The following is a 21,049-nucleotide window of genomic DNA, read 5'->3' on the forward strand; positions in this document are numbered from 1 at the left end:
CAGGCGGATGAGGGGCAACCGTCCCTTCAGTGCGCCTCGTCCCAGTTATGGGCCGCGCGCGCATCCACCTTCAGCGGCACCTTCATGGAAAGCGCCGGCATCGAGGCGTTCTCCATGACGTCGACGACGACGGGGATCGTCTTTTCGACTTCGCCGTCCTCGACTTCGAAGATCAGTTCATCGTGTACCTGCAGCAGCATGCGGGCCGAAAGGCCGGCGGCGGCGAGCGCAGGCTCCATCTTCACCATGGCGCGGCGGATGATGTCGGCGGCCGAACCCTGGATGGGCGCGTTGATCGCGGCGCGCTCGTTGAAGGCGCGCACCGATGGATTGGACGACTTGATTTCGGGATAGTGCGCGCGGCGGCCGAAGATCGTCTCGACATAGCCGTGCTCGCGCGCAAAGGCTTTCGTGCTGTCCATGTAGTCCTTGATGCCCGGAAAGCGCTCGAAATACTTCTTGATGTACTCGCCGGCTTCCGAGCGCTCGATGGAGAGCTGGTTGGCAAGCCCGAAGGCCGAAATGCCGTAGATGATACCGAAGTTGATCGCCTTGGCGCGCCGGCGCACTTCGCCCGGCATGCCCTCGACCGGCACGCCGAACATTTCCGACGCCGTCATCGCATGAATGTCGATGCCATCGGCGAAGGCCTGCTTCAGCTGCGGAATTTCCGCGACATGGGCGAGCACGCGCAGCTCGATCTGGCTGTAGTCGGCCGAGACCAGCTTGTTGCCCGGCGTCGAGACGAAGGCCGTGCGAATCTTGCGGCCTTCCGCCGTGCGAACCGGAATGTTCTGCAGGTTCGGCTCGGAGGAGGAGAGGCGGCCGGTCGTCGTGGCGGCGAGTGCATAGGACGTGTGCACCCGCTTGGTTTCGGGATGCACGAACCCAGGCAGCGCGTCGGTATAGGTGGATTTCAGTTTGGTGAGCTGGCGCCAGTCGACGATCTTGCGCGGCAACGGAAGCCCCTGCGCGGCGAGGTCTTCAAGCACCTGCGCGGAGGTGGACCACTGGCCGGTCTTGGTCTTGGAGGCGCCGGGCAGGCCCATCTTGCCGAACAGGATGTCGCCAAGCTGCTTGGGCGAGCCGATATTGAAACGTTCGCCGGCCAGCTCGTAGATTTCCTCTTCGAAACGGGCGGCGCCCTGGGCCAGTTCGCCGGAAAGGCGAGACAGGACCTGCCTGTCGACGGTGATGCCGCGCTCTTCCATGCGCGCGAGAACCGGCACCAGCGGACGTTCCAGCCTTTCGTAGACGGTCGTCATTCGGTTTGCTGCCAGACGCGGCTTCAGCACGTGCCACAGGCGCAGCGTCACGTCGGCATCCTCTGCCGCATAGGCGGTGGCGCGGGCAATGTCGACCATGTCGAAGGTCTGCGCACCCTTGCCCGACCCGGCGACGTCCTTGTAGGCGATCGGCTTGTGGCCGAGCCAGCGTTCCGAAAGCGTGTCCATGCCGTGCGTGCCGGCGCCCGCATCGAGCGCATAGGACATCAGCATCGTGTCGTCGAAACTCTGCATGGTGATGCCGTGCCGGCGCATGACGAGGTAGTCGTATTTGAGGTTCTGCGCGACCTTCAGGACCGACGGATCCTCCAGCAGCACCTTCAGCCGTTCGAGCGCCGCCCGGATGGGGATCTGCCCCTCGGCGAGCCCTCCGCCGAGCAGGTCGCCAACACCGGTCTTGTGATTGAGCGGCACGTAGCAGGCGCGGATGGCCGCGCCGGTCGGATCCTTCGCATTATCGGCGATGGCCAGCGAGAAACCGCAGAGCTCTGCCTGCATCGCGTCGAGCGAAGTGGTCTCCGTGTCGAAGCCGACAAGACCGGTTTCCCGCGCGGCGGAAATCCAGCGGTCGAGGGCGTCGAGATCGCGCACAGTCTCGTAAGACGCATGATCGATCGGCGCGGCGGAGAAGCGCTCGGCACGGCCGCGGGCGAGAGCGGAAGGCGTGTTGGCATCCCCACCGGCAGTGGGCAGCAGCGTTGCGGCCGCTTCGGCGGCCGTCTCTTCGCCGTCAAGCTGAAGTGCCGGGCCGGCGACGTCACCCTTGTCGAGATCGGGCCCATGGGCTTCCGCACCCCATTCGACCGGCACGTTGGCTGCGTCGATGGCGCCCGCATCGCAATCGCAGGCTTCGGCGACGCGACGGGTGAGCGTGGTGAACTCCATGGCCTTCAGGAAAGCGATCAGGCGCGGGCCGTCCTGCGGGTGGAGGATGAGTTCGTCGAGCGTCGTGTCGAGCGGTGTGTCCGTCCTGAGTGTTACGAGCTGGCGCGAGAGAAGGACGAGTTCGCGGTTCGCAATGATATTCTCGCGGCGCTTGACCTGCTTGATCTCTTCCGCGCGGGCCAGCAATGTATCGAGGTCGCCGTATTCTTCCAGCAGCTGGGCCGCGGTCTTCGGGCCGATGCCGGGCACGCCGGGCACGTTGTCGGTCGAATCGCCCGTGAGCGATTGGAGGTCGATCATCTTCTCCGGCGGTACGCCCCATTTCTCGATGACCTCGGGAATGGAGATCTGCTTGTCCTTCATGCCGTCATACATCGAGACGTTTTGCGTCACGAGCTGCATGAGGTCCTTGTCGGACGAGACGATGGTAACGTCGGCCCCGTCAGCCTCGGCAAGCCGGGCATAGGTCGCGATCAGATCGTCGGCCTCGTAGCCTTCCTTCTCGATGCAGGGCAGGTTGAAGGCGCGGGTCGCATGGCGGATGAGGCCGAACTGCGGAATGAGGTCTTCCGGCGGCGCGGTGCGGTTTGCCTTGTATTGGTCATAAAGTTCGTTGCGGAAGGTCTTTGACGAATAGTCGAAGATCACGGCGAAATGGGTCGGCGTCACGCCTACATCTGTATTCCGCGCATCCTTCAGCAGCTTCCACAGCATGTTGCAGAAACCCGAGACGGCATTGACCGGCAGCCCGTCCGATTTGCGGTTGAGCGGCGGGATGGCGTGGAAGGCGCGGAAAATGAAGCCGGAGCCGTCGACGAGGAAGAGATGATCACCTTTTTTCATGGGGTGAATGGATAGCGCGGGCGGCTTTCCGCGTCCATCTTTCATTGCGCCTGGAAGGGCCTTTCACAGGGCTGAAAAGCCTCACGCGAACGTTACCAATTTGTAATTCTCGCGGGGACTTGGCTCCCTTGAAAAGCCACATTCGGAGGCACAATTATCTATCAACGGCACCTGATCAAGCCGTTGTCTGGCACACGGCCTGTCCCCCGCCGCGCCAGACAAAGGACAAAGGCCTCATCCCCCTCTCCGGGCCTTTGTCCATAATTCGAAGAAGCCGCCGCGACAAGCCTCCTGTCGTAGGCGGCTTCTCGTTTTTGGGTTCGTGGATCGCAGGCTATCCATTGTCTTCCGCCCTGAACCGGCATAGCGTTCGTGCATGGACTTTGACCGGACGGCGTCGGCAGCATACCTCGCCAATCTCCTGGCGAAGGCGGCGTCCCGTGCCCTCCAGGCACGGGCGGACGGGGCCGGCTTCGCCCCGGGGCAGTTGCCCGTCCTGCTCGAATTGTGGAACGGCGACGGTCTCACCCAGCGCGAACTTCTCGACCGCCTCGACATCGAGCAGGCGACGATGGCCAACACCCTGGCCCGCATGCAGCGCGACGGCCTGATCTCGCGCCGGCGCCATCCCAGCGACCGGCGCGCGCAACTCGTTTTCCTCACGCAGCGCGGCAAGGCCCTGCGCGATACGGCCATGACGGCGGCCAGCCAGACCGAGGACGCTCTCTTCCAGGGATTCCGTCGTTTCGAGCGCGAGCTTCTGCTGGAGTACATGCGCATGCTGCTTGCAAATCTCGGCCGCGATCCGCGCGTGTGACCGTCGCGGAAACGTCATACGATTTGCCCTCTCCGACGCGATCGGTCTAATGTCGGCATGAACACATCTGATTTGCCGCATGAAGGCCCGGGCGTCTCCGCTCGCGACGCGGTATTCTCCGGGGATTCTACCATGACCAATATTTTGCCCGTCCTCGATCACGCCATTGCCGGTGTCCCGGCCAGCCTCGAACGCCTGTTCGAGCTGGTGCGCATCAAGTCCATTTCCACCGATCCGGCCTTCAAGGCGGAGTGCCGCAGGGCGGCCGAATGGCTGGTGGCGGAACTGCGCTCGCTCGGCTTCGACGCGACGGTGCGCGACACCCCCGGCCACCCCATGGTCGTCGCCCATCACGACGGTGCCAAACCCGATGCGCCGCATGTTCTGTTCTACGGCCACTACGATGTGCAGCCGGTCGATCCGCTGAACCTTTGGGATCACGATCCCTTCGAGCCGGCGGTGCGTGAGTCCGCCGGCGGCCGCCGCGTCATCACCGGCCGGGGTACGTCCGACGACAAGGGTCAGCTTATGACCTTTGTCGAGGCCTGCCGGGCCTACAAGGAAACGGTGGGCGCATTGCCCTGCCGCGTTTCCATCCTCTTCGAAGGCGAGGAGGAATCCGGCTCTCCGTCGCTGAAGCCGTTCCTCGAGGCGAATGCCGCCGAGCTCAAGGCCGACTTCGCGCTCGTCTGCGATACCAATATGTGGGACGGCGATACGCCGGCCATCTCGGGCGGGCTGCGCGGCCTGGTCGGCGAGGAGATCGTCATCAAGGCCGCCGACCGCGACCTGCATTCCGGCTATTTCGGCGGCGCGGCCGCAAACCCGATCCATATCCTCACGGACATCCTCGCCGGCCTGCATGACGAGACGGGGCGCGTCACGCTGGATGGTTTTTACGACGGTGTCGAGGAGACGCCTACGCAGATTAAGGCTGCCTGGGAGACGCTCGGCAAGACTGCTGAAAGCTTCCTCGGCGAGGTCGGTCTTTCCATTCCTTCGGGTGAAAAGGGCCGTTCCGTGCTTGAACTCACCTGGGCGCGTCCGACGGCCGAAGTCAACGGCATTACCGGCGGCTATACGGGCGAGGGGTTCAAGACCGTGATCGCGGCGGAAGCCTCGGCAAAGGTGTCCTTCCGCCTTGTCGGCAAGCAGGACCCGGCGAAGGTGCGCGATGCCTTCCGTGCTTATGTGCGCTCCAAGATCCCGGCCGATTGCTCGGTCACGTTCCACGCCCATGGCGGCTCGCCGGCAATCCAGCTGCCCTACGATTCGACGCTGCTGAACAAGGCCAAGTCGGCGCTTTCGGACGAGTGGCCCAAGCCCGCCGTCATCATCGGCATGGGCGGATCGATCCCGATCGTTGGCGATTTCCAGAAGATGCTCGACATGGATTCGCTTCTCGTCGGCTTCGGCCTGGCGGATGACCGCATCCATTCGCCGAACGAGAAGTACGAGCTGCGCTCCTTCGAAAAGGGTATCCGCTCCTGGGTGCGGATTCTCGCAGCGCTCGCCGCACGTTGACGCAGATGTGATCACGAAAAGGACCGGCTTTAATCGCACACGGGTAAAGACTGGCCTACGGACAAGAGAAAGCCTGCATCGCCGCGTGCGATGACAGGCCCGGAAAATGGGGAAAGGATGAGGATGGCGTCACGATGGATCGCGAAAAACCCTTGCCGCAACAGGATGATGCCGGCAGGAGGCGAGGCAGGATGAAGCGTTTGAAGAAGTTCTTCTGGCCGCTCGTCAGCACGCTCGCCATCGCTCTGTCCATCTACATTCTCTACAAGGACCTGCGCGGTCTTTCCCTTGAGGAATTCATCGCCAGCATCCACGCCATCCCCACATCCGGCTGGCTTCTCGCCTGTGTCGCAACGCTTGTGGCCTATGCGGCGCTTGCGGCCTACGACCATCTCGCGCTGGAGCATCTCGGCCACCGCATATCGCTGTGGTACATCACGGTCACATCCTTCACGACCTATGCGTTGTCACACAATATCGGCGCCTCGGTGTTTTCGGGCGCGCTGGTGCGCTACCGCGCCTATACGTCGAAGGGGCTGACGGGATCGGAGGTCGGCGTCCTCGTTGCCTTCTGCTCCTTCACCTTCGCGCTCGGCACGGTGATGCTCTTCGGCCTCGTCCTGGTGCTTGAACCCGAGATCATCGAGCGCTTCGCCGATTTTCTTCCGCTCGAGGCGGCCTATTCGACGGGCTTCGTGATCCTGGCGCTGGTAGCCCTCTACGTGGTGGGCAGTCTTGTCGGTTTCCGGCCGATCAACACCCGGTGGCTGAAGCTTGAATATCCCAAGCCCTCGCTGGTCTTCCGCCAGCTCTTCATCGCGCCCATCGAGTTGATCGGTGCGGCTGCGATCATCTATTTCGTGCTGCCGACGGAAGGCAATCCGGGCTTCTTCGTGATTCTCGGCATCTTCCTGGCGTCCTTTTCGGTGGCGCTCCTGTCGCATGCCCCCGGTGGCATTGGCGTGCTCGAACTGGTCTTCATCGCCGGCCTGCCGGATATGGATCCGGCTTCTGTGCTCGCCGCACTCGCCGTCTTCAGGCTGTTCTACCTGATCATCCCGTTCATCATGGCGCTGGTCGTGATCCTGATCTATGAGCGGTCCCGTTATCTTGCGCGCGTGCGGGAAGGCGAAGACTAGGCAGGATCTTTCCGGTTCATACTGCGTTCATTCGAATTATTTCATTATATGAAACGTCTAGAACAACATGAAGAACTACGAACAGTAGGGAGACCGCCATGAAGACATCGATCAAGACCGGCCTGTCCGCAGTCATGGCAGCAGCCATGTTTGCAACGTCCTTTGTGGCCGCGCCGGCCATCGCCATGCCGCTGCCCAAGGCCGGCGTTTCGCAATCTACGGACGTCGAGCAGGTGCAGTACTATCGCGAGCGTCATTATCGTGACCGCCGTGCATGGCGCGAGGATCGTCGTGGCTGGCACAATGGCCACCGCGGTTATCGTGAACATCGTCGTGGCTATCGCCGTCATTCCGATGGCTGGTGGTATCCGCTGGCCGCTTTCGGTGCCGGCGCCATCATCGGTGGTGCAATCGCCAATGACGGTTACTCCCGTCCGCGCGAAGCGGGTATCAACCCGCGCCACACCGACTGGTGCTTCGCACAGTACCGCTCCTACCGGGCTTACGACAACACGTTCCAGCCCAACTATGGCCCGCGACGCGAGTGCCTTTCGCCTTACTATTGAGGCAGTTTCTCCGGGCGGCCTTCGGGCCGCCCGATCTCTTCACGCCGATTTGGCTCAAAGTCACGGTGACGTGTTCACCGCTTCTTAACGACCCCTTAAATCGCCGCATTTAAAGTTCATCGGACGACAACGTTTCCGAGGGCATCTCCGACCGCTTATGGCATCCAACCGCAAATCCCAGCGCATCGAACCGTCTTTCCGGGGTTCCGGACGACGAGACGACGACGATGACTTCCACGTCGGCGCCGAGGATCGTGTTGTCGATGGGGGCCGCAAGGCCCGCGGTAAAGCCCAGAAGACGTCGCGTGAAAAGCGCGCCTCGTCGCGCCGGCGCGGCACGTCGGGCGGCTTTTTTGGTCTTATCCGTCGCCTGTTCTACTGGTGCATCGTGCTGGGTATCTGGGGCGCGATCGGCGTCGGCGGCCTCGTGCTCTATTACGGCGCGCGCATGCCGAGTGCCACGAGCTGGGCCATTCCCGACCGGCCACCGAACATCAAGATCCTGGCCGTCAACGGCGACGCCATCGCAAACCGCGGAATGACCGGCGGCGAGGCGCTGTCGCTGGAAAACATGTCGCCCTACATTCCTCAGGCAGTAATCGCCATCGAGGACCGGCGCTTCTATTCGCATTTCGGCATCGATCCGCTGGGGCTTGCCCGCGCCATGCTGACGAACGTCACGTCCGGCCGCATGGTGCAGGGCGGCTCGACGCTCACGCAGCAGCTCGCAAAGAACATGTTCCTCTCGCCCGACCGCACGCTGGAGCGCAAGGTGCAGGAAGTGCTGCTCGCCATTTGGCTCGAGCACAAATACAGCAAGGACCAGATTCTTGCGATGTATCTCAACCGCGTCTTCTTCGGCTCGAATTCCTATGGCGTCGAGGCCGCCTCGCGGCGCTACTTCAACAAGTCCGCGCGCGACGTGAACCTCGGCGAGGCGGCGCTTCTCGCCGGTCTGCTCAAGGCGCCGTCGCGCCTGTCGCCCGCCCGCGACCCGGAAGCCGCCGAAGCCCGCGCGCAGGTGGTGCTCGGCGCGATGCGCGAGGAAGGTTTCGTTACCGACAACGAGATCAAGACCGCCATGTCGCAGACGCCTGCGCGGGCGAAGAGCTATTGGTCGGGCGCCCAGTACTATGCCGCCGACATGGTGATGGCGCAGCTGCCGGGCATGATCGGCGACATCAAGGAAGACCTGGTCATCGATACGACCATCGACCTTGATCTGGAAAAGAAGGCCGAGGAGACGCTCACCGCCCTGCTCGACAAGAACGGCGCGAAATCCAACGCCTCTCAGGCCGCCCTCGTTTCCATCGACGGCACGGGCGCCATTCGCGCGCTGGTCGGCGGGCGGGATTATGCCACGAGCCAGTTCGACCGCGCGTCCAAGGCCAAACGCCAGCCCGGCTCCGCCTTCAAGCCCTTCGTCTATGCCGCAGCGCTTGAAGCGGGACGTTCACCGCTGTCGGTGCGCAACGACGCGCCTGTCCGTATCGGCAACTGGACGCCCGAGAACTATGATCAGAAATACCGCGGCGAGGTAACGCTCACCTCCGCGCTCGCCCATTCTCTGAACACGATTGCGGCCCAGCTCGTCATGGAGGTCGGCCCGAACGATGTCGTCAAGCTTGCGCGCCGGCTCGGTATCGAATCGGAGTTGCAGGCCAATGCCTCGATTGCACTCGGCACGTCCGAAGTCACGCTTGTGGAGCTGACATCGGCCTATGCGCCCTTCATGAACGGTGGCTACAAGGCGACGCCGCACATCATCCGCCGCATCTCGACCGCCGAAGGCAAGGTGCTCTACGAGAACACCTACGACAATCCGCCCCGCGTTCTCGAACCCAACATCGTCTCGATGATGAACGGCATGATGATGAGGGTCATTACCGAGGGCACGGGCAAGGCGGCACGCATTCCCGGCTGGCAGGCGGCGGGCAAATCGGGAACGACGCAATCCTTCCGCGATGCGCTCTTCGTCGGTTATACCAGCAACCTGACGACCGGTGTCTGGTTCGGCAACGACAATGGCGATTCGATGAAAAAGGTCACCGGCGGCGGGCTTCCGGCCCAGGCGTGGAGCCAGTTCATGGCCGCCGCCCATGCCGGGCTCACACCCTCGCCGCTCTTCGGAACCGCGGGCGGCGATCCCTTACTGGAAGGCACCCAGCCGGTGCCGCAGGAAGGCGGCGACGAACTGTTCGACGTCATCTCCCGCACGCTGGGCGTCGACGAGCGCCCGGCAGAAGGTGGCGCGGCTGTCGCGAGCGAACAGACGGGCGCGGTACCTTTCGACGATGGCATGACGCCGCCTGCCGATGTGGGCGAACAGCGCCAGCCGGCCACGCGGCGCACGACGCTGCTGGATGTGCTTCTGGGGGGCTAACGGCCGCCGCCTACTCTATCCGTAAGCTATAGTGACATTTGTTTTTCTATTGGTGGCTGGTGCGGGAATCCATTCCTCTGCATAAGGTCCGACCCCGGTCCGCGGCAACCTAATTTGGAGCGCGCGAAGCGTCGTCTCCCGTGCTACCGCCTCATTGGCGCGTATCAGCCCCTCAACCGTCTCATAGGCTTGGGCTTGCGGCGTTGGTTTCCAGTTCGGTTCGCGCCTGTGAGCTGCCCGCAGCGCCTCCTGCATTCGGCTCGTGCTGACGGCCAGTCGCGCCTCTTGCGCGAGCGTGATGGGTTGCCATCTGCCGAGAATGCGCACCTTGCGGCTGCCGCGCGGACCGCGGCGGCTGACGAGGATGGGGCGGTCTCCATCGCCTTCAGCCGTCCATTGTCCTCCATCGGGATTTCCGGCCGGGATGCGCGGCTGGTCGGCGCGGAAGCCCGCCTTCAGGTGGAGGGACAAGGTGGGCGCGCGCATTTCGACATTGAGCGCTGCGTACTGGTAGCGTGATTGTAAAAGATCTGGGTCCGTCTGGATCAGCTTCGCGAGCAATGGCTTGAATCGCGCCCGCGATTGCGCTTGATTGCAGCGTGCGCGGACGGGCCGGCAATCCTGCGCCGGACGTGCTGATTTTGCGAGCTTTGCGGCGTCGCGATGTCTTGCAGTCGTCTGGAGGGGTCCTTATATACCCCGCAAGGCTACGGATAAGTCCGGGGCTTTCGCTAAGACCATACCATTAGGGGCTGCCAAAAGAATGCCTGAATGGGTTCCGGCAGTTCGCTTGAAGGAGAGAATGACATGGCTAAAGTAATCGGTATCGACCTCGGGACGACCAATTCCTGCGTATCCGTCATGGACGGCAAGGACGCGAAGGTCATTGAGAATGCGGAAGGCGCGCGTACGACCCCTTCGATCGTCGCCTTCAACGATGATGGCGAGCGCCTGACCGGCCAGCCGGCAAAGCGCCAGGCCGTCACCAACCCGGAAAACACCCTCTTCGCAGTGAAGCGCCTCATCGGCCGCCGCTACGACGACAAGCTCGTCGAGAAGGACAAGGGCCTTGTTCCCTACAACATCGTCAAGGGCGACAATGGCGATGCCTGGGTCGAGGCACAGGGCAAGGGGTATTCCCCCTCGCAGATTTCCGCGATGATCCTTCAGAAGATGAAGGAAACCGCTGAATCCTATCTCGGCGAAAAAGTCACGCAGGCCGTCATCACGGTTCCGGCCTACTTCAACGACGCGCAGCGTCAGGCAACCAAGGATGCCGGCAAGATCGCAGGTCTTGAAGTTCTCCGCATCATTAACGAGCCGACGGCTGCGGCCCTCGCCTACGGCCTCGACAAGAAGGACGGCAAGACCATCGCTGTCTATGACCTTGGCGGCGGCACGTTCGACATCTCGGTTCTGGAAATCGGCGACGGCGTCTTCGAAGTGAAGTCGACGAACGGCGATACCTTCCTCGGCGGTGAAGACTTCGACATGCGTCTGGTCAACTACCTCGCTGACGAGTTCAAGAAGGATCAGGGCATCGACCTGAAGAACGACAAGCTCGCTCTGCAGCGCCTCAAGGAAGCTGCCGAAAAGGCCAAGATCGAACTGTCCTCCTCGCAGCAGACCGAAATCAACCTGCCGTTCATCACGGCCGATGCTTCCGGTCCGAAGCACCTTACGATGAAGCTGACGCGCGCCAAGTTCGAAGCTCTGGTCGATGACCTCGTCCAGCGCACCGTCGCACCGTGCAAGGCAGCCCTCAAGGATGCCGGCGTCACGGCGGCCGAGATCGACGAAGTCGTTCTCGTCGGCGGCATGAGCCGCATGCCGAAGGTGCAGGAAGTCGTCAAGCAGCTGTTCGGCAAGGAGCCGCACAAGGGCGTGAACCCGGATGAAGTGGTCGCCATGGGCGCCGCCATCCAGGCCGGCGTTCTGCAGGGCGACGTCAAGGACGTTCTGCTCCTCGACGTGACCCCGCTGTCTCTCGGCATCGAAACGCTGGGCGGTGTATTTACCCGTCTGATCGAGCGCAACACGACGATCCCGACGAAGAAGTCGCAGACCTTCTCGACCGCCGAAGACAACCAGTCGGCCGTGACCATTCGCGTCTCGCAGGGCGAGCGTGAAATGGCTGCCGACAACAAGCTGCTCGGCCAGTTCGACCTCGTCGGCATTCCGCCGGCACCGCGCGGCATGCCGCAGATTGAAGTCACCTTCGACATCGACGCCAACGGCATCGTGCAGGTCTCGGCCAAGGACAAGGGCACCGGCAAGGAGCACCAGATCCGCATCCAGGCTTCCGGTGGTCTGTCCGACGCCGACATCGAGAAGATGGTCAAGGACGCCGAAGCCAATGCCGAGGCCGACAAGAAGCGCCGTGAGGCTGTCGAGGCGAAGAACCAGGCCGAAAGCCTGATCCATTCGTCGGAAAAGTCCCTCAAGGACTACGGCGACAAGGTCACGGAAGCCGACCGCAAGGCCATCGAGGACGCGATTGCCGAGCTCAAGACCGCTGTCGAAGCATCCGAGCCGGACGCCGAGGACATCAAGGCCAAGACCAACACGCTCATGGAAGTTTCCATGAAGCTCGGTCAGGCCATCTATGAGGCGCAGCAGGCCGAAGAGGCCGCTTCCTCGGGTGATGCCGGCGACAACGTCGTCGACGCCGATTATGAGGAAGTCAAGGACGACAAGAAGTCGGCCTAAGCCTCCAGAGATGCCGGCCGCGTTTTACGCGGCCGGTGCAATTGGATAGCAGGAAGGCGGAAGTCAGCGCGAAGGGAAACAAGGCACCATGATTACTCCCGTTTTTCGCGGCGACGATGTCATGGCCTTCCCTTCGCTGGCTTCCGCCTTTTTGCATGCGCGTTTTTCGCTCGCGCAGGCTAAGGCAAGCTTCCAGGTCCATAACAAGAAGACCGTTCCCACGAAACGGACGTGAACCCGAATGGCAAAAGCTGATTTTTACGAGACGCTGGGTGTCTCCAAGACCGCCGACGAGAAGGAGCTGAAAAGCGCCTTCCGCAAGATGGCGATGAAGTTTCACCCGGACAAGAATCCCGGCGATGCTTCAGCCGAACAGAAGTTCAAGGACGTCAACGAGGCCTATGAGACGCTCAAGGACCCGCAGAAGCGCGCGGCCTATGACCGATACGGCCACGCCGCCTTCGAGCAGGGCGGCATGGGCGGTGGCGGCTTCGGCGGCGGCGGTTTCCAGGGCGGCGGCTTCTCCGACATCTTCGAAGACATCTTCGGCGAGATGATGGGCGGCGGTCGCCAGCGTCGCTCCTCCGGCGGGCGCGAGCGCGGAGGCGACCTGCGCTACAACATGGAAATCTCGCTGGAAGAGGCCTATGCGGGCAAGACCGCACAGATCCGCGTACCGACGTCGATCACCTGCGATGTCTGTTCCGGCTCTGGCGCCAAGCCGGGCACCAGCCCCAAGACCTGCGCGACCTGCCAGGGCTCTGGTCGCGTGCGCGCCGCACAGGGCTTCTTCTCCGTCGAGCGCACCTGCCCGACCTGTCATGGTCGCGGCCAGACGATCAGCGATCCCTGCACGAAGTGCCACGGCAACGGCCGCGTCACCGAAGAGCGCTCGCTGTCGGTCAACATACCCTCGGGCATCGAGGACGGCACGCGCATCCGGCTGGCCGGGGAAGGCGAGGCAGGCCTTCGTGGCGGCCCCGCGGGCGACCTCTACATCTTCCTGTCGGTGAGGCCGCACGAGTTCTTCCAGCGTGACGGTGCGGACCTCTACTGCGCCGTGCCGATCTCCATGACGACGGCAGCGCTTGGCGGCACCTTCGATGTCGCGACGCTCGACGGCACGAAGTCGCGCGTATCGGTGCCGGAGGGCACGCAGGCCGGCAAGCAGTTCCGCCTGAAGGGCAAGGGCATGCCGGTTCTGCGTTCCTCGCAGGTCGGTGATCTCTATATCCAGATCCAGATCGAGACGCCGCAGAAGCTGACCAAGCGCCAGCGGGAATTGCTCAAGGAGTTCGAGGAGATTTCCTCGAAGGACAACAATCCGGAATCGTCGGGTTTCTTCGCCCGGATGAAGGAATTCTTCGACGGCTGAGCCGTATTGAAAGACAAGCAAAAAGCCGGGGTGCGACGCGCCCCGGCTTTTTTTATGCCGCCCTTAGAATGAAGTTCGAGAAACGCTTCTGCACGAAGGGCGAGACGACGAACACGATGGAGAAGACCATCACGGGCGCGATGACAGCCGTACGCTGCCAGATCGTCCAGCGCTCGGTCAGCGGCAGGACGATATAAAGGATCGTCGTGATCAGCGGGTAGACGGGCACCAGCATGGCGAGGGCGAGGTGCAACTTGGAAAGCTTGCGGGGAACGGATGTGTCGGACATGGGAGGACCTTTATGGAACGGAACGTTTCGTTTATATAGAAACGAAACGTTCCGTTCAAGTGCCTACTGTGCTAGAAACATAAAAAAGGAAAATGCCATGCCCGAGACAGAAAACAGCCCGGCCCGCCGCTCGATCGGAGCCACCCGCAATCCGGCAAGTCAGGAGGCCATTCTGGCGGCTGCTGAAGCTGTGCTTCTGGAAAACGGCCTGAACGGCTTCTCCATCGAGGCGGTGGCCAAGCGCGCGCGCGCGGGCAAGCCGACCATCTATCGCTGGTGGCCTTCGCAGGCGGCTCTTCTGCTGGATGTCTACCACAGCCGCAAGCACATCAATTTCATCTTTCCCGATACGGGCAATGTGCGAGATGATCTGCGCGCCTATCTTTCCGGCCTGCTGAAGACTTGGCGCGAACACACCAGCGGCGCGGTGTTCCGCAGTCTGGTGGCGAAGGCGCAGGGCGAGCCGGCGGCGCTGGCCGCGCTTTCTGCCTACATGGCAGACCGGCGCGCGCAGAGCGGCGAAATTATCAAGACGGCGCAGGCGCGTGGCGAAGTGCGTGCGGATGCGGATCCCGAGCTGATGACGGAAATACTGGCGAGTTTCGCCTGGGGTCGCCTGTTGACGGACAGGCTCGACATTTCCGACAAGGACATCGACGCCGTCGTCGACGCCGTTCTTACCGGGATTGCGGCAAGCCCATCCGCTTGAACACTCAGCCGGCCGTGTGGACGAGCCGCAGCGTCCCATCGCTGGCGACGAGAGGGGCCACGCCGAGGTAGTTCGCGAGCTGCGGGTGGCTCGTTTCGATCGGATGGTCGTGTGTGGCAGTGATCACTGCGACATTCGCGCCGGCGCTCTCCCCGGCAAGGATGCCGGCGGGCACGTCTTCGAACACCAGGCAATCGGCCGGATCGAAGCCAAGCCGCGCGGCACCGAGCTTGTAGCCATCCGGCGCTGGCTTGCCTTTGGTGACATCCTCAGACGTTACAAGGACATCCGGCAGCGGAATACCGGCGGCCGCAAGGCGGCGGCGGGCAAGGGCTATGGGGGCCGACGTCACGATGGCCCAGCGATCCCGAGGCAGGGCCGTCAGGAAGGCAACGGCGCCGGGCAGGGCAACCACGCCCTCCACGTCCTCGATTTCCTGCCGCTCGACCTCCAGGGCCTCCGCAGCCGCATCCACACCCGGCAGTCCCAGTTGCGTAATGGTATCGATGCCGCGCTTGCCATGCATCATCGGCAGGAAGGTCGGCACGTCCAGCCCATGCTTCAGCGCCCAGCGCGACCAGACACGTTCGGCAGCAGCGATAGAATTGATCAGCGTGCCGTCCATGTCGAAGAGGAAAGCCGAGAAGCTGCGATCGAAAACGGGTGTGGCGTTGAGCAAGACAGGAACCTGTTGGCTGGGAGAGGAGGATGCAAAGCGCGGGCCTTTCGATTACCCGCTTGGGGCCGCGCAGGCAACCTTTCTTGCGTTATCGGCCGGGCCGGACTTGGTTGCGGCCGGCCACGACACCATCTTTCTGTTGTTGTCCGATGAATATGCCCGCAAGTGATTCCACTCGCGTGAAAAATGCTCTAGCTCTCAAGCCATGCCGCACAAGGTTTCCCTTTCCCGCCTCAAGCTCACGGATTTTCGCAATTATGCGAGCCTATCGCTGCCGTTCGACGGCCGGCATGTCGTGCTGACAGGACAGAACGGTGCGGGCAAAACGAACCTCATGGAAGCGGTGTCGTTCCTGTCGCCCGGCCGCGGCCTGCGCCGCGCCGCCTATGGCGATATCCCCCGCGCCGGAAGCGCGGGTGGCTTTTCTGTCTTTGCCACGCTCGACGGCATGTCGGGCGAGGTGGATATCGGTACCGGAACCGAAGGCGGCGAGGAGGGGCAGGCGCGCAGGCTTCGCCTTAACGGCACGCCCGCCCGCACCGTGGACGAGCTTCTGGACCATCTGCGCGTGGTCTGGCTGACGCCTTCGATGGATGGCCTGTTCACCGGCCCCTCCGCCGACCGGCGCCGGTTTCTCGACAGGCTCGTGCTGTCGCTCGATCCCGAGCATGGCCGTCGGGCCGCGGATTTCGAAAAGGCGATGCGCGGCCGCAATCGTCTCCTGTCCGAGTCGCGGCCCGATCCCGCCTGGCTGACAGCGCTGGAAAAGCAGATGGCCGAGCTTGGTATCGCCATGGCCCATGCGCGCCACGAACTCGTGGGGCTGCTGTCCGGCCTCGTCGAGGCGGCGCGCGATGATGGGCCGTTTCCGTCGGCCACGATGCGGCTGTCGGGCTTCCTGGACGAGGAATGGCAGCGCCCTGCCTATGAGATCGAGGATATCTATCTCGGCCTGCTGCAGGACGGCCGTTACCGCGATGCTGCCGCCGGCCGCACGCTGGAAGGTCCCCACCGTGCCGACCTCCTCGTTCGCCACCGCGAAAAGGACATGGAGGCCGAACGCTGCTCAACGGGGGAGCAGAAGGCACTGCTCGTCGGCCTCATCCTGGCCCATGCGGGGCTTGTCGGCGGCATGACCGGCCATGCGCCGGTATTGCTGCTCGACGAGATCGCCGCCCATCTCGATGAAGGCCGCCGCGCCGCACTGTTCGACCGCGTCGATGCGCTCGGCGGCCAGGCCTTCATGACCGGCACGGACCGGTCTATGTTCGATGCGCTCGGCGAGCGCGCCCAGTTCCTCACCGTCTCGAACGGAGGCATTCTGCCATGACCGATCCTCTGAGCCCCGAAGAGATAGACCGTTACCGTCGCCATATCGTGCTGGCCGAAATCGGCGGTGCCGGTCAGCAGAGGCTGAAGCAGGCAAATGTCCTTGTTGTCGGCGCAGGCGGGCTGGGTGCGCCGGTCATCCAGTATCTTGCCGCCGCCGGCATCGGGCATATCGGCGTCATCGACGACGACACAGTTTCGCTCTCCAACCTCCAGCGGCAGGTGATCCACGACACGGCGGGTCTCGGTGCGCCGAAGGTTGAGAGTGCGGCGGCTGCGGTCGCTCGCCTCAACCCGCATGTCCGCTTTACCGGCATCGCGGAACGCCTCACCGTACAGAATTCCGCGGACTTGTTAGCCGGCTATGATCTTCTGGTGGACGGTTCCGACAATTTCGATACACGCTACACGTCCGCCGATGCGGCCGAGACCGCGGGCATCCCGCTGGTCACCGGCGCGGTCGGTCGTTTCGATGGTTCGCTGACGGTGCTTAAACCCTACGAGGCCGGCGCGGACGGTGCGCTATATCCCGGCTACCGCGATCTCTTCCCCACGGCCCCGCCGCCGGGTGTCGTGCCCGCCTGCGCCGAAGCCGGCATTGTCGGTGCGCTGACGGGTGTCATCGGCACGCTGATGGCGATGGAGGTGATCAAGCTCGTCACGGGTGCGGGCGAGCCGCTGGTCGGCCGCCTGCTGCTCTATGACGGGCTGGCGGCCCGGTTCGAGACGCTGAAATACCGGCGGCGCAACAGCGGTACTTGAGTCCTGACGGTGGGTGCCGTTTCACCCCCCCTCTGCCCTGCCGGGCATCTCCCCCACAAGGAGGGAGATTGAATTGTGGCGCCGTGTTGCCCTTCTCCTGAAAGCTGATGAAGCGAAGGTCCCGCTGCTTGCGGATCTCCCCCCTTGTGGGGGAGATGCCCGGCAGGGCAGAGGGGGGTATGCCGCTTAACCGCTACACCCGCCCCGGCAGCACGCGATCCGGCGGGCGATGGCCGTCGAAGAAGGTGCGGATGTTGATGACGACCTTCTCCCCCATGTCGACGCGTCCTTCGATCGTGGCCGAACTCATATGCGGCAGCAGCACGACCTTGCCTTCCGCCGCCAGCTTCAGAAGCTTCGGATTGACCGACGGCTCGTTTTCGAACACGTCGAGGCCTGCGCCGGCAATCTTGCCCTCGCGCAGGCACTTGATCAGCGCCGTCTCGTCGATGATGCCGCCGCGCGCCGTGTTGACGATGTAGCTCGTCGGCTGCATCAGCTCGAGCCGGCGGGCCGAAAGCAGATGGTAGGTCGCAGGCGTCGAGGGGCAGTTGACCGAGACGATATCGACGCGCGCCAGCATCTGGTCGAGGCTGTCCCAGTAGGTCGCCTCCAGCGCGTCTTCCGTGTCCGGGCGCACGCGATGGCGGTTGTGGTAGTGGATGGAGAGGCCGAAGGCCTTGGCGCGCTTGGCCACGGCCGTGCCGATGCGGCCCATGCCGACGATGCCGAGGCGCTTGCCCCAGATGCGCCTGCCGAGCATCCAGGTCGGCGACCAGCCGGCCCATTCGCCCTTGCGGTCCGTCAGGATGCGCGCACCTTCGGCAAGGCGCCGGGGCGCCGCAAGGATGAGCGCCATCGTCATGTCGGCGGTGTCCTCGGTCAGCACGTTCGGGGTGTTGGTAACCGTGATGCCGCGCCTGGCGGCCGCTTCCACGTCGACATTGTCGACGCCGTTCGAAAAGCAGGCGATGAGTTTCAGCTGCGGGCCCGCTTGCTCGATGAGCGCGGCATCGATCCGGTCGCCTAGCGTGGGTACGAGAACATCCGCGCTTTTGACTGCGGCCACCAGCTCGGGCTGGCTGCGCGGCGTGTCGTCTATGTTGAGTTCAGCGTCGAACAGTTCGCGCATCCGCGTCTCCACCACCTCGGGAAGGCGGCGGGTGATATAGACCTTCGGTTTTTTCTTCTGGGTCATGGGATGTTCCGGCGTCCTGTTGACGGGTCCTTAACCAAGTTGGGCAAGGATTGCTTCATCAGGGGCATTTTCTACCAGACCCGGTCGCGAAGACAATCCGCTCAGGGAGCGGTCCCCGCGATTTGCCGCAGCGTGCCGGTTCTGAAGCCCGATGCCCTCCTCTGTTCGTGCGGATTTGCCATGCGTAACCTTGTCATGCGTTTCAGCCTCGCCACCCTCGCGGGTATCCTCGTTTCCGTCGCCGGCATCCAGATGGCCCATGCGCAGGCGGCAAAGGGGCCGAGCGGCCTGCCGTTGCCGCGCTTCGTGAGCCTCAAGGCCAAGAGCGTGAACCTGCGCGTCGGCCCCAGCGTCGATTACGCTGTCGCCTGGCGCTACATGAAGTCTGGCGTGCCTGTGGAGATCATACAGGAATACGATAACTGGCGCCGCATCCGCGATGCCGACGGCACGGAAGGCTGGGTCAACCAGGCGCTGCTGTCGGGCGAGCGCACCGCCGTCACCGCGCCCTGGATGCGCGGCAAGGGTGAGGATGTCTTCGTCAACATGCGTCGTGAAGCGCTGCCCAATGCGACAATCGTCGCCAAGATCCAGCCCGGCGTCGTCGTGAAGGTCGGCGAATGCAATGGCGACTGGTGCCGCGCCGAAGCGGAAGGCGCCGCCGGATGGGTCTCGCAGAACGAGATCTGGGGCGCCTATCCGGGCGAAGCCTTCAAATAAGACCGGCCTTTCGGGCTTCGTCCGAAAGCGACAGCAGCGGGCGGGGCCCGACCTGCTGGATAACGAGCCCGGCGGCAAGGCTGCCGAGCCTGCCGCAATCGGCAAGTGTGCGGCCGGCCGTATATCCATAGAGGAAGCCGGCGGCGTAGAGATCGCCTGCACCCGTCGTGTCGATCACGCGCGGGATATCGATTGCGTCCACCTTCGTGCGTTCGCCCTTTGTCAGGATGATGGAGCCTTCCTCGCTCATGGTCACCGCGGCAAGCCGGCAGTCCTCGGCAATCCGCGTAAGCGCCTCTTCGAAATCCTCGGTCTCGTAAAGCGCAAGCGCCTCGGCCTTGTTGGCGAAGACGATGTCGACCGTGCCCGAGCGCATGAGGTCGAGGAACTCGCCGCGATAGCGATGGACGCAGAAGCTGTCGGACAGCGTCATGGAGACTTCGCGGCCATGGGCATGCGCGATGCGGGCGCATTCGCGGATCGCATCCTTGGCGCGCGGCGGATCCCAGAGATAACCCTCGAAATAGGTGACCTTCGCCTCGGCGACGACCTGTTCTTCCACGTCATCGGGCCCAAGCTCCACGCAGGCGCCGAGATAGGTGTTCATCGAGCGCTCGCCGTCCGGCGTGACGAAGATCATCGAACGCGCAGTCGGCGGCGTTTTGGCGAGCGGTTTCGTTTCGAAATGCACACCCTGGGCGCGGATGTCGTGAATGAAGATGTCGCCGAGCTGGTCGTTGGCGACCTTGCCGAAATAGGCGGCCTTGCCGCCGAAGCTGGCAACGCCCGCGGCCGTGTTGCCGGCGCTGCCGCCGGAGGCCTCCAGTGCCGGTCCCATGCGCGAATAGAGCAGTTCAGCCCGCTCCGCATCGATGAGGTTCATCGCGCCTTTGATGATGCCATTGTCCGTGATGAAGTTCTCGTCGCAGCGCGCGATGATGTCGACGATGGCATTGCCGACCGTCAGCACGTCGAATTTGGTCATGCGGGAATCCCGTCTTCGTTGTGAAAGCCGGAGTCGGGTCTTACCGGATTTTCCGGAAGTTGAAAGCAAAAAGGCCGCCGCACCGTTTTTCCGGCGGGCGGCCTTTTTCTGGAAGAGACCGGTCAGTCCTTGGCGCGTTCCACGTAGGAACCGTCTTCGGTGGCGATGACGACGCGGGTGCCGGCGGTGATGTGCGGCGGAACGAGCGTGCGAATTCCGTTCGACAGGATCGCCGGCTTGTAGGAGGACGAGGCCGTCTGGCCCTTTACGACCGGCTCGGTTTCGACGATCTCGAGCGTAACGTGGCGCGGCAGGTCGATGGCGATGGCAACGCCCTCATGCACCGACAGGACGACCGTCATGCCTTCCTGGAGATAGGCCTTGAGGTCGCCGATATCTTCGACCGACATGGTCAGCTGGTCGTAGGTTTCCGGGTTCATGAAGTGGTAGCCGTCGCCGTCCTCGTAGAGGAAGTTGTGCTCGCGGTCTTCCACGAAGGCGCGCTCGACCTGCTCGGTCGTGCGGTAGCGTTCGGAGACCTTCACGCCGTCGGAGATGCGGCGCATGTCGACCTGCGTGACCGGCGTGCCCTTGCCCGGATGGAAGTTCTGTGCCGTCAGCACGACATAGAGCTTGCCGTCGACGTCGAGCACATTGCCCTTACGGACGGAAGAAGCGATGATCTTTACCATAAGTCTTCCTTGTAACTGAATGGACCGCGTCGTAGAGGACCGTCGCACGACGTCTTCCCCGAGCGCCTGAAAAAGCGTTTTCGGGGCCGCAACTATCCTATATTCCGGCAAAACACCAGTCTCCGCCGCCGTCTGGTCCGAAGAAACCTGTCATGGAAA

19 protein-coding genes are annotated in these 21,049 nt (G+C 63.2%); 13 read left to right on the plus strand and 6 right to left on the minus strand.

From position 1 onward, the window contains the following. Positions 1–26: 26 nt before the first annotated feature. Positions 27–3,014 carry a DNA polymerase I gene (gene polA, locus MKI86_RS08710; protein WP_241599969.1) on the minus strand — a complete coding sequence of 996 codons (2,988 nt, stop codon included), beginning with the start codon at positions 3,012–3,014 and terminating at the stop codon, positions 27–29. Positions 3,015–3,390: 376 nt separating this feature from the next. Between polA and MKI86_RS08715 the strand changes: the two genes are divergently transcribed. The 8 genes from MKI86_RS08715 (at position 3,391) to dnaJ (ending at position 13,527) form a co-directional block, all read left to right on the plus strand. Then, positions 3,391–3,831 carry a MarR family winged helix-turn-helix transcriptional regulator gene (locus MKI86_RS08715; RefSeq protein WP_241599971.1) on the plus strand — a complete coding sequence of 147 codons (441 nt, stop codon included), beginning with the start codon at positions 3,391–3,393 and terminating at the stop codon, positions 3,829–3,831. A gap of 132 nt (positions 3,832–3,963) precedes the next feature. Next, the gene (locus MKI86_RS08720) at positions 3,964–5,355 is read left to right on the plus strand and encodes a M20/M25/M40 family metallo-hydrolase (RefSeq protein ID WP_241599973.1); all 1,392 of its coding nucleotides are present in this window, start codon (positions 3,964–3,966) and stop codon (positions 5,353–5,355) included. A gap of 191 nt (positions 5,356–5,546) precedes the next feature. Next, positions 5,547–6,494, plus strand: coding sequence for a lysylphosphatidylglycerol synthase domain-containing protein (locus MKI86_RS08725; protein ID WP_241599975.1), 948 nt, complete (start codon positions 5,547–5,549; stop codon positions 6,492–6,494). 98 nt (positions 6,495–6,592) lie between these two features. Beyond that, positions 6,593–7,060 carry a BA14K family protein gene (locus tag MKI86_RS08730; RefSeq protein ID WP_241599977.1) on the plus strand — a complete coding sequence of 156 codons (468 nt, stop codon included), beginning with the start codon at positions 6,593–6,595 and terminating at the stop codon, positions 7,058–7,060. A gap of 157 nt (positions 7,061–7,217) precedes the next feature. Then, positions 7,218–9,443: a transglycosylase domain-containing protein gene (locus MKI86_RS08735; protein ID WP_241599979.1), complete on the plus strand. Its 2,226-nt coding sequence runs from the start codon at positions 7,218–7,220 to the stop codon at positions 9,441–9,443. Between the two features lie 228 nt (positions 9,444–9,671). Beyond that, positions 9,672–9,962, plus strand: coding sequence for a hypothetical protein (locus tag MKI86_RS08740; protein WP_241599981.1), 291 nt, complete (start codon positions 9,672–9,674; stop codon positions 9,960–9,962). 288 nt (positions 9,963–10,250) lie between these two features. After that, positions 10,251–12,152, plus strand: coding sequence for a molecular chaperone DnaK (dnaK, locus tag MKI86_RS08745; protein ID WP_241599990.1), 1,902 nt, complete (start codon positions 10,251–10,253; stop codon positions 12,150–12,152). Between the two features lie 241 nt (positions 12,153–12,393). Further along, a complete protein-coding gene (gene dnaJ / locus MKI86_RS08750) occupies positions 12,394–13,527 on the plus strand; it encodes a molecular chaperone DnaJ (RefSeq protein ID WP_241599992.1) in 1,134 nt (377 codons plus the stop codon). Between the two features lie 52 nt (positions 13,528–13,579). Here dnaJ and MKI86_RS08755 read toward each other — a convergent pair whose 3' ends face one another. Next, complete coding sequence (locus MKI86_RS08755) at positions 13,580–13,816, minus strand: hypothetical protein (RefSeq protein ID WP_241600000.1); 237 nt, start codon at positions 13,814–13,816, stop codon at positions 13,580–13,582. A 97-nt stretch (positions 13,817–13,913) separates the two neighbouring features. Here MKI86_RS08755 and MKI86_RS08760 point away from each other — a divergent pair, with 97 nt between their 5' ends. Further along, complete coding sequence (locus MKI86_RS08760; RefSeq protein ID WP_241600002.1) at positions 13,914–14,525, plus strand: TetR/AcrR family transcriptional regulator; 612 nt, start codon at positions 13,914–13,916, stop codon at positions 14,523–14,525. Between the two features lie 4 nt (positions 14,526–14,529). Here MKI86_RS08760 and MKI86_RS08765 read toward each other — a convergent pair whose 3' ends face one another. After that, on the minus strand, positions 14,530–15,204 hold the full coding sequence (locus MKI86_RS08765; RefSeq protein WP_256465729.1) for an HAD-IA family hydrolase: 675 nt from the start codon (positions 15,202–15,204) through the stop codon (positions 14,530–14,532). Here MKI86_RS08765 and MKI86_RS08770 point away from each other — a divergent pair. The 3 genes from MKI86_RS08770 to MKI86_RS08780 are packed head-to-tail and all read left to right on the plus strand — an operon-like array spanning position 15,197 to position 17,295. After that, positions 15,197–15,373: a hypothetical protein gene (locus MKI86_RS08770; RefSeq protein WP_241600004.1), complete on the plus strand. Its 177-nt coding sequence runs from the start codon at positions 15,197–15,199 to the stop codon at positions 15,371–15,373. The two genes, MKI86_RS08765 and MKI86_RS08770, sit on opposite strands and share 8 nt — an antisense overlap. Positions 15,374–15,409: 36 nt before the next feature. Next, positions 15,410–16,534, plus strand: coding sequence for a DNA replication/repair protein RecF (gene recF, locus MKI86_RS08775; RefSeq protein WP_241600006.1), 1,125 nt, complete (start codon positions 15,410–15,412; stop codon positions 16,532–16,534). Beyond that, positions 16,531–17,295: a molybdopterin-synthase adenylyltransferase MoeB gene (locus MKI86_RS08780; RefSeq protein WP_241600008.1), complete on the plus strand. Its 765-nt coding sequence runs from the start codon at positions 16,531–16,533 to the stop codon at positions 17,293–17,295. The genes recF and MKI86_RS08780 overlap by 4 nt, the downstream gene beginning before the upstream one ends. A 193-nt stretch (positions 17,296–17,488) precedes the next feature. Here MKI86_RS08780 and MKI86_RS08785 read toward each other — a convergent pair whose 3' ends face one another. Next, positions 17,489–18,493, minus strand: coding sequence for a 2-hydroxyacid dehydrogenase (locus MKI86_RS08785; RefSeq protein WP_134647876.1), 1,005 nt, complete (start codon positions 18,491–18,493; stop codon positions 17,489–17,491). Positions 18,494–18,688: 195 nt separating this feature from the next. Here MKI86_RS08785 and MKI86_RS08790 point away from each other — a divergent pair, with 195 nt between their 5' ends. Next, positions 18,689–19,213, plus strand: a complete 525-nt coding sequence (locus MKI86_RS08790; RefSeq protein WP_370879939.1) for an SH3 domain-containing protein — start codon at positions 18,689–18,691, stop codon at positions 19,211–19,213. Here the strand turns inward: MKI86_RS08790 and MKI86_RS08795 are convergent. Together MKI86_RS08795 and efp are read right to left on the minus strand one after the other, a co-directional pair. Then, positions 19,206–20,198, minus strand: a complete 993-nt coding sequence (locus MKI86_RS08795) for an adenosine kinase (RefSeq protein ID WP_241600025.1) — start codon at positions 20,196–20,198, stop codon at positions 19,206–19,208. The two genes, MKI86_RS08790 and MKI86_RS08795, sit on opposite strands and share 8 nt — an antisense overlap. A 122-nt stretch (positions 20,199–20,320) precedes the next feature. Further along, positions 20,321–20,890: an elongation factor P gene (efp, locus tag MKI86_RS08800; protein WP_241600026.1), complete on the minus strand. Its 570-nt coding sequence runs from the start codon at positions 20,888–20,890 to the stop codon at positions 20,321–20,323. Between the last annotated feature and the right edge of the window lie 159 nt (positions 20,891–21,049).

It is taken from the genome of Shinella sedimenti (assembly GCF_022601905.1).
Taxonomy (GTDB): Bacteria; Pseudomonadota; Alphaproteobacteria; order Rhizobiales; family Rhizobiaceae; genus Shinella; species Shinella sedimenti.

Bases quoted from the DNA above. Each gene is read 5' to 3' on its own strand.
- polA (WP_241599969.1), bottom strand. From the start codon at position 3,014: ATGAAAAAAGGTGATCATCTCTTCCTCGTCGACGGCTCCGGCTTCATT.
- MKI86_RS08715 (WP_241599971.1), top strand. From the start codon at position 3,391: ATGGACTTTGACCGGACGGCGTCGGCAGCATACCTCGCCAATCTCCTG.
- MKI86_RS08720 (WP_241599973.1), top strand. From the start codon at position 3,964: ATGACCAATATTTTGCCCGTCCTCGATCACGCCATTGCCGGTGTCCCG.
- MKI86_RS08725 (WP_241599975.1), top strand. From the start codon at position 5,547: ATGAAGCGTTTGAAGAAGTTCTTCTGGCCGCTCGTCAGCACGCTCGCC.
- MKI86_RS08730 (WP_241599977.1), top strand. From the start codon at position 6,593: ATGAAGACATCGATCAAGACCGGCCTGTCCGCAGTCATGGCAGCAGCC.
- MKI86_RS08735 (WP_241599979.1), top strand. From the start codon at position 7,218: ATGGCATCCAACCGCAAATCCCAGCGCATCGAACCGTCTTTCCGGGGT.
- dnaK (WP_241599990.1), top strand. From the start codon at position 10,251: ATGGCTAAAGTAATCGGTATCGACCTCGGGACGACCAATTCCTGCGTA.
- dnaJ (WP_241599992.1), top strand. From the start codon at position 12,394: ATGGCAAAAGCTGATTTTTACGAGACGCTGGGTGTCTCCAAGACCGCC.
- MKI86_RS08755 (WP_241600000.1), bottom strand. From the start codon at position 13,816: ATGTCCGACACATCCGTTCCCCGCAAGCTTTCCAAGTTGCACCTCGCC.
- MKI86_RS08760 (WP_241600002.1), top strand. From the start codon at position 13,914: ATGCCCGAGACAGAAAACAGCCCGGCCCGCCGCTCGATCGGAGCCACC.
- recF (WP_241600006.1), top strand. From the start codon at position 15,410: ATGCCGCACAAGGTTTCCCTTTCCCGCCTCAAGCTCACGGATTTTCGC.
- MKI86_RS08780 (WP_241600008.1), top strand. From the start codon at position 16,531: ATGACCGATCCTCTGAGCCCCGAAGAGATAGACCGTTACCGTCGCCAT.
- MKI86_RS08785 (WP_134647876.1), bottom strand. From the start codon at position 18,493: ATGACCCAGAAGAAAAAACCGAAGGTCTATATCACCCGCCGCCTTCCC.
- MKI86_RS08790 (WP_370879939.1), top strand. From the start codon at position 18,689: ATGCGTTTCAGCCTCGCCACCCTCGCGGGTATCCTCGTTTCCGTCGCC.
- MKI86_RS08795 (WP_241600025.1), bottom strand. From the start codon at position 20,198: ATGACCAAATTCGACGTGCTGACGGTCGGCAATGCCATCGTCGACATC.
- efp (WP_241600026.1), bottom strand. From the start codon at position 20,890: ATGGTAAAGATCATCGCTTCTTCCGTCCGTAAGGGCAATGTGCTCGAC.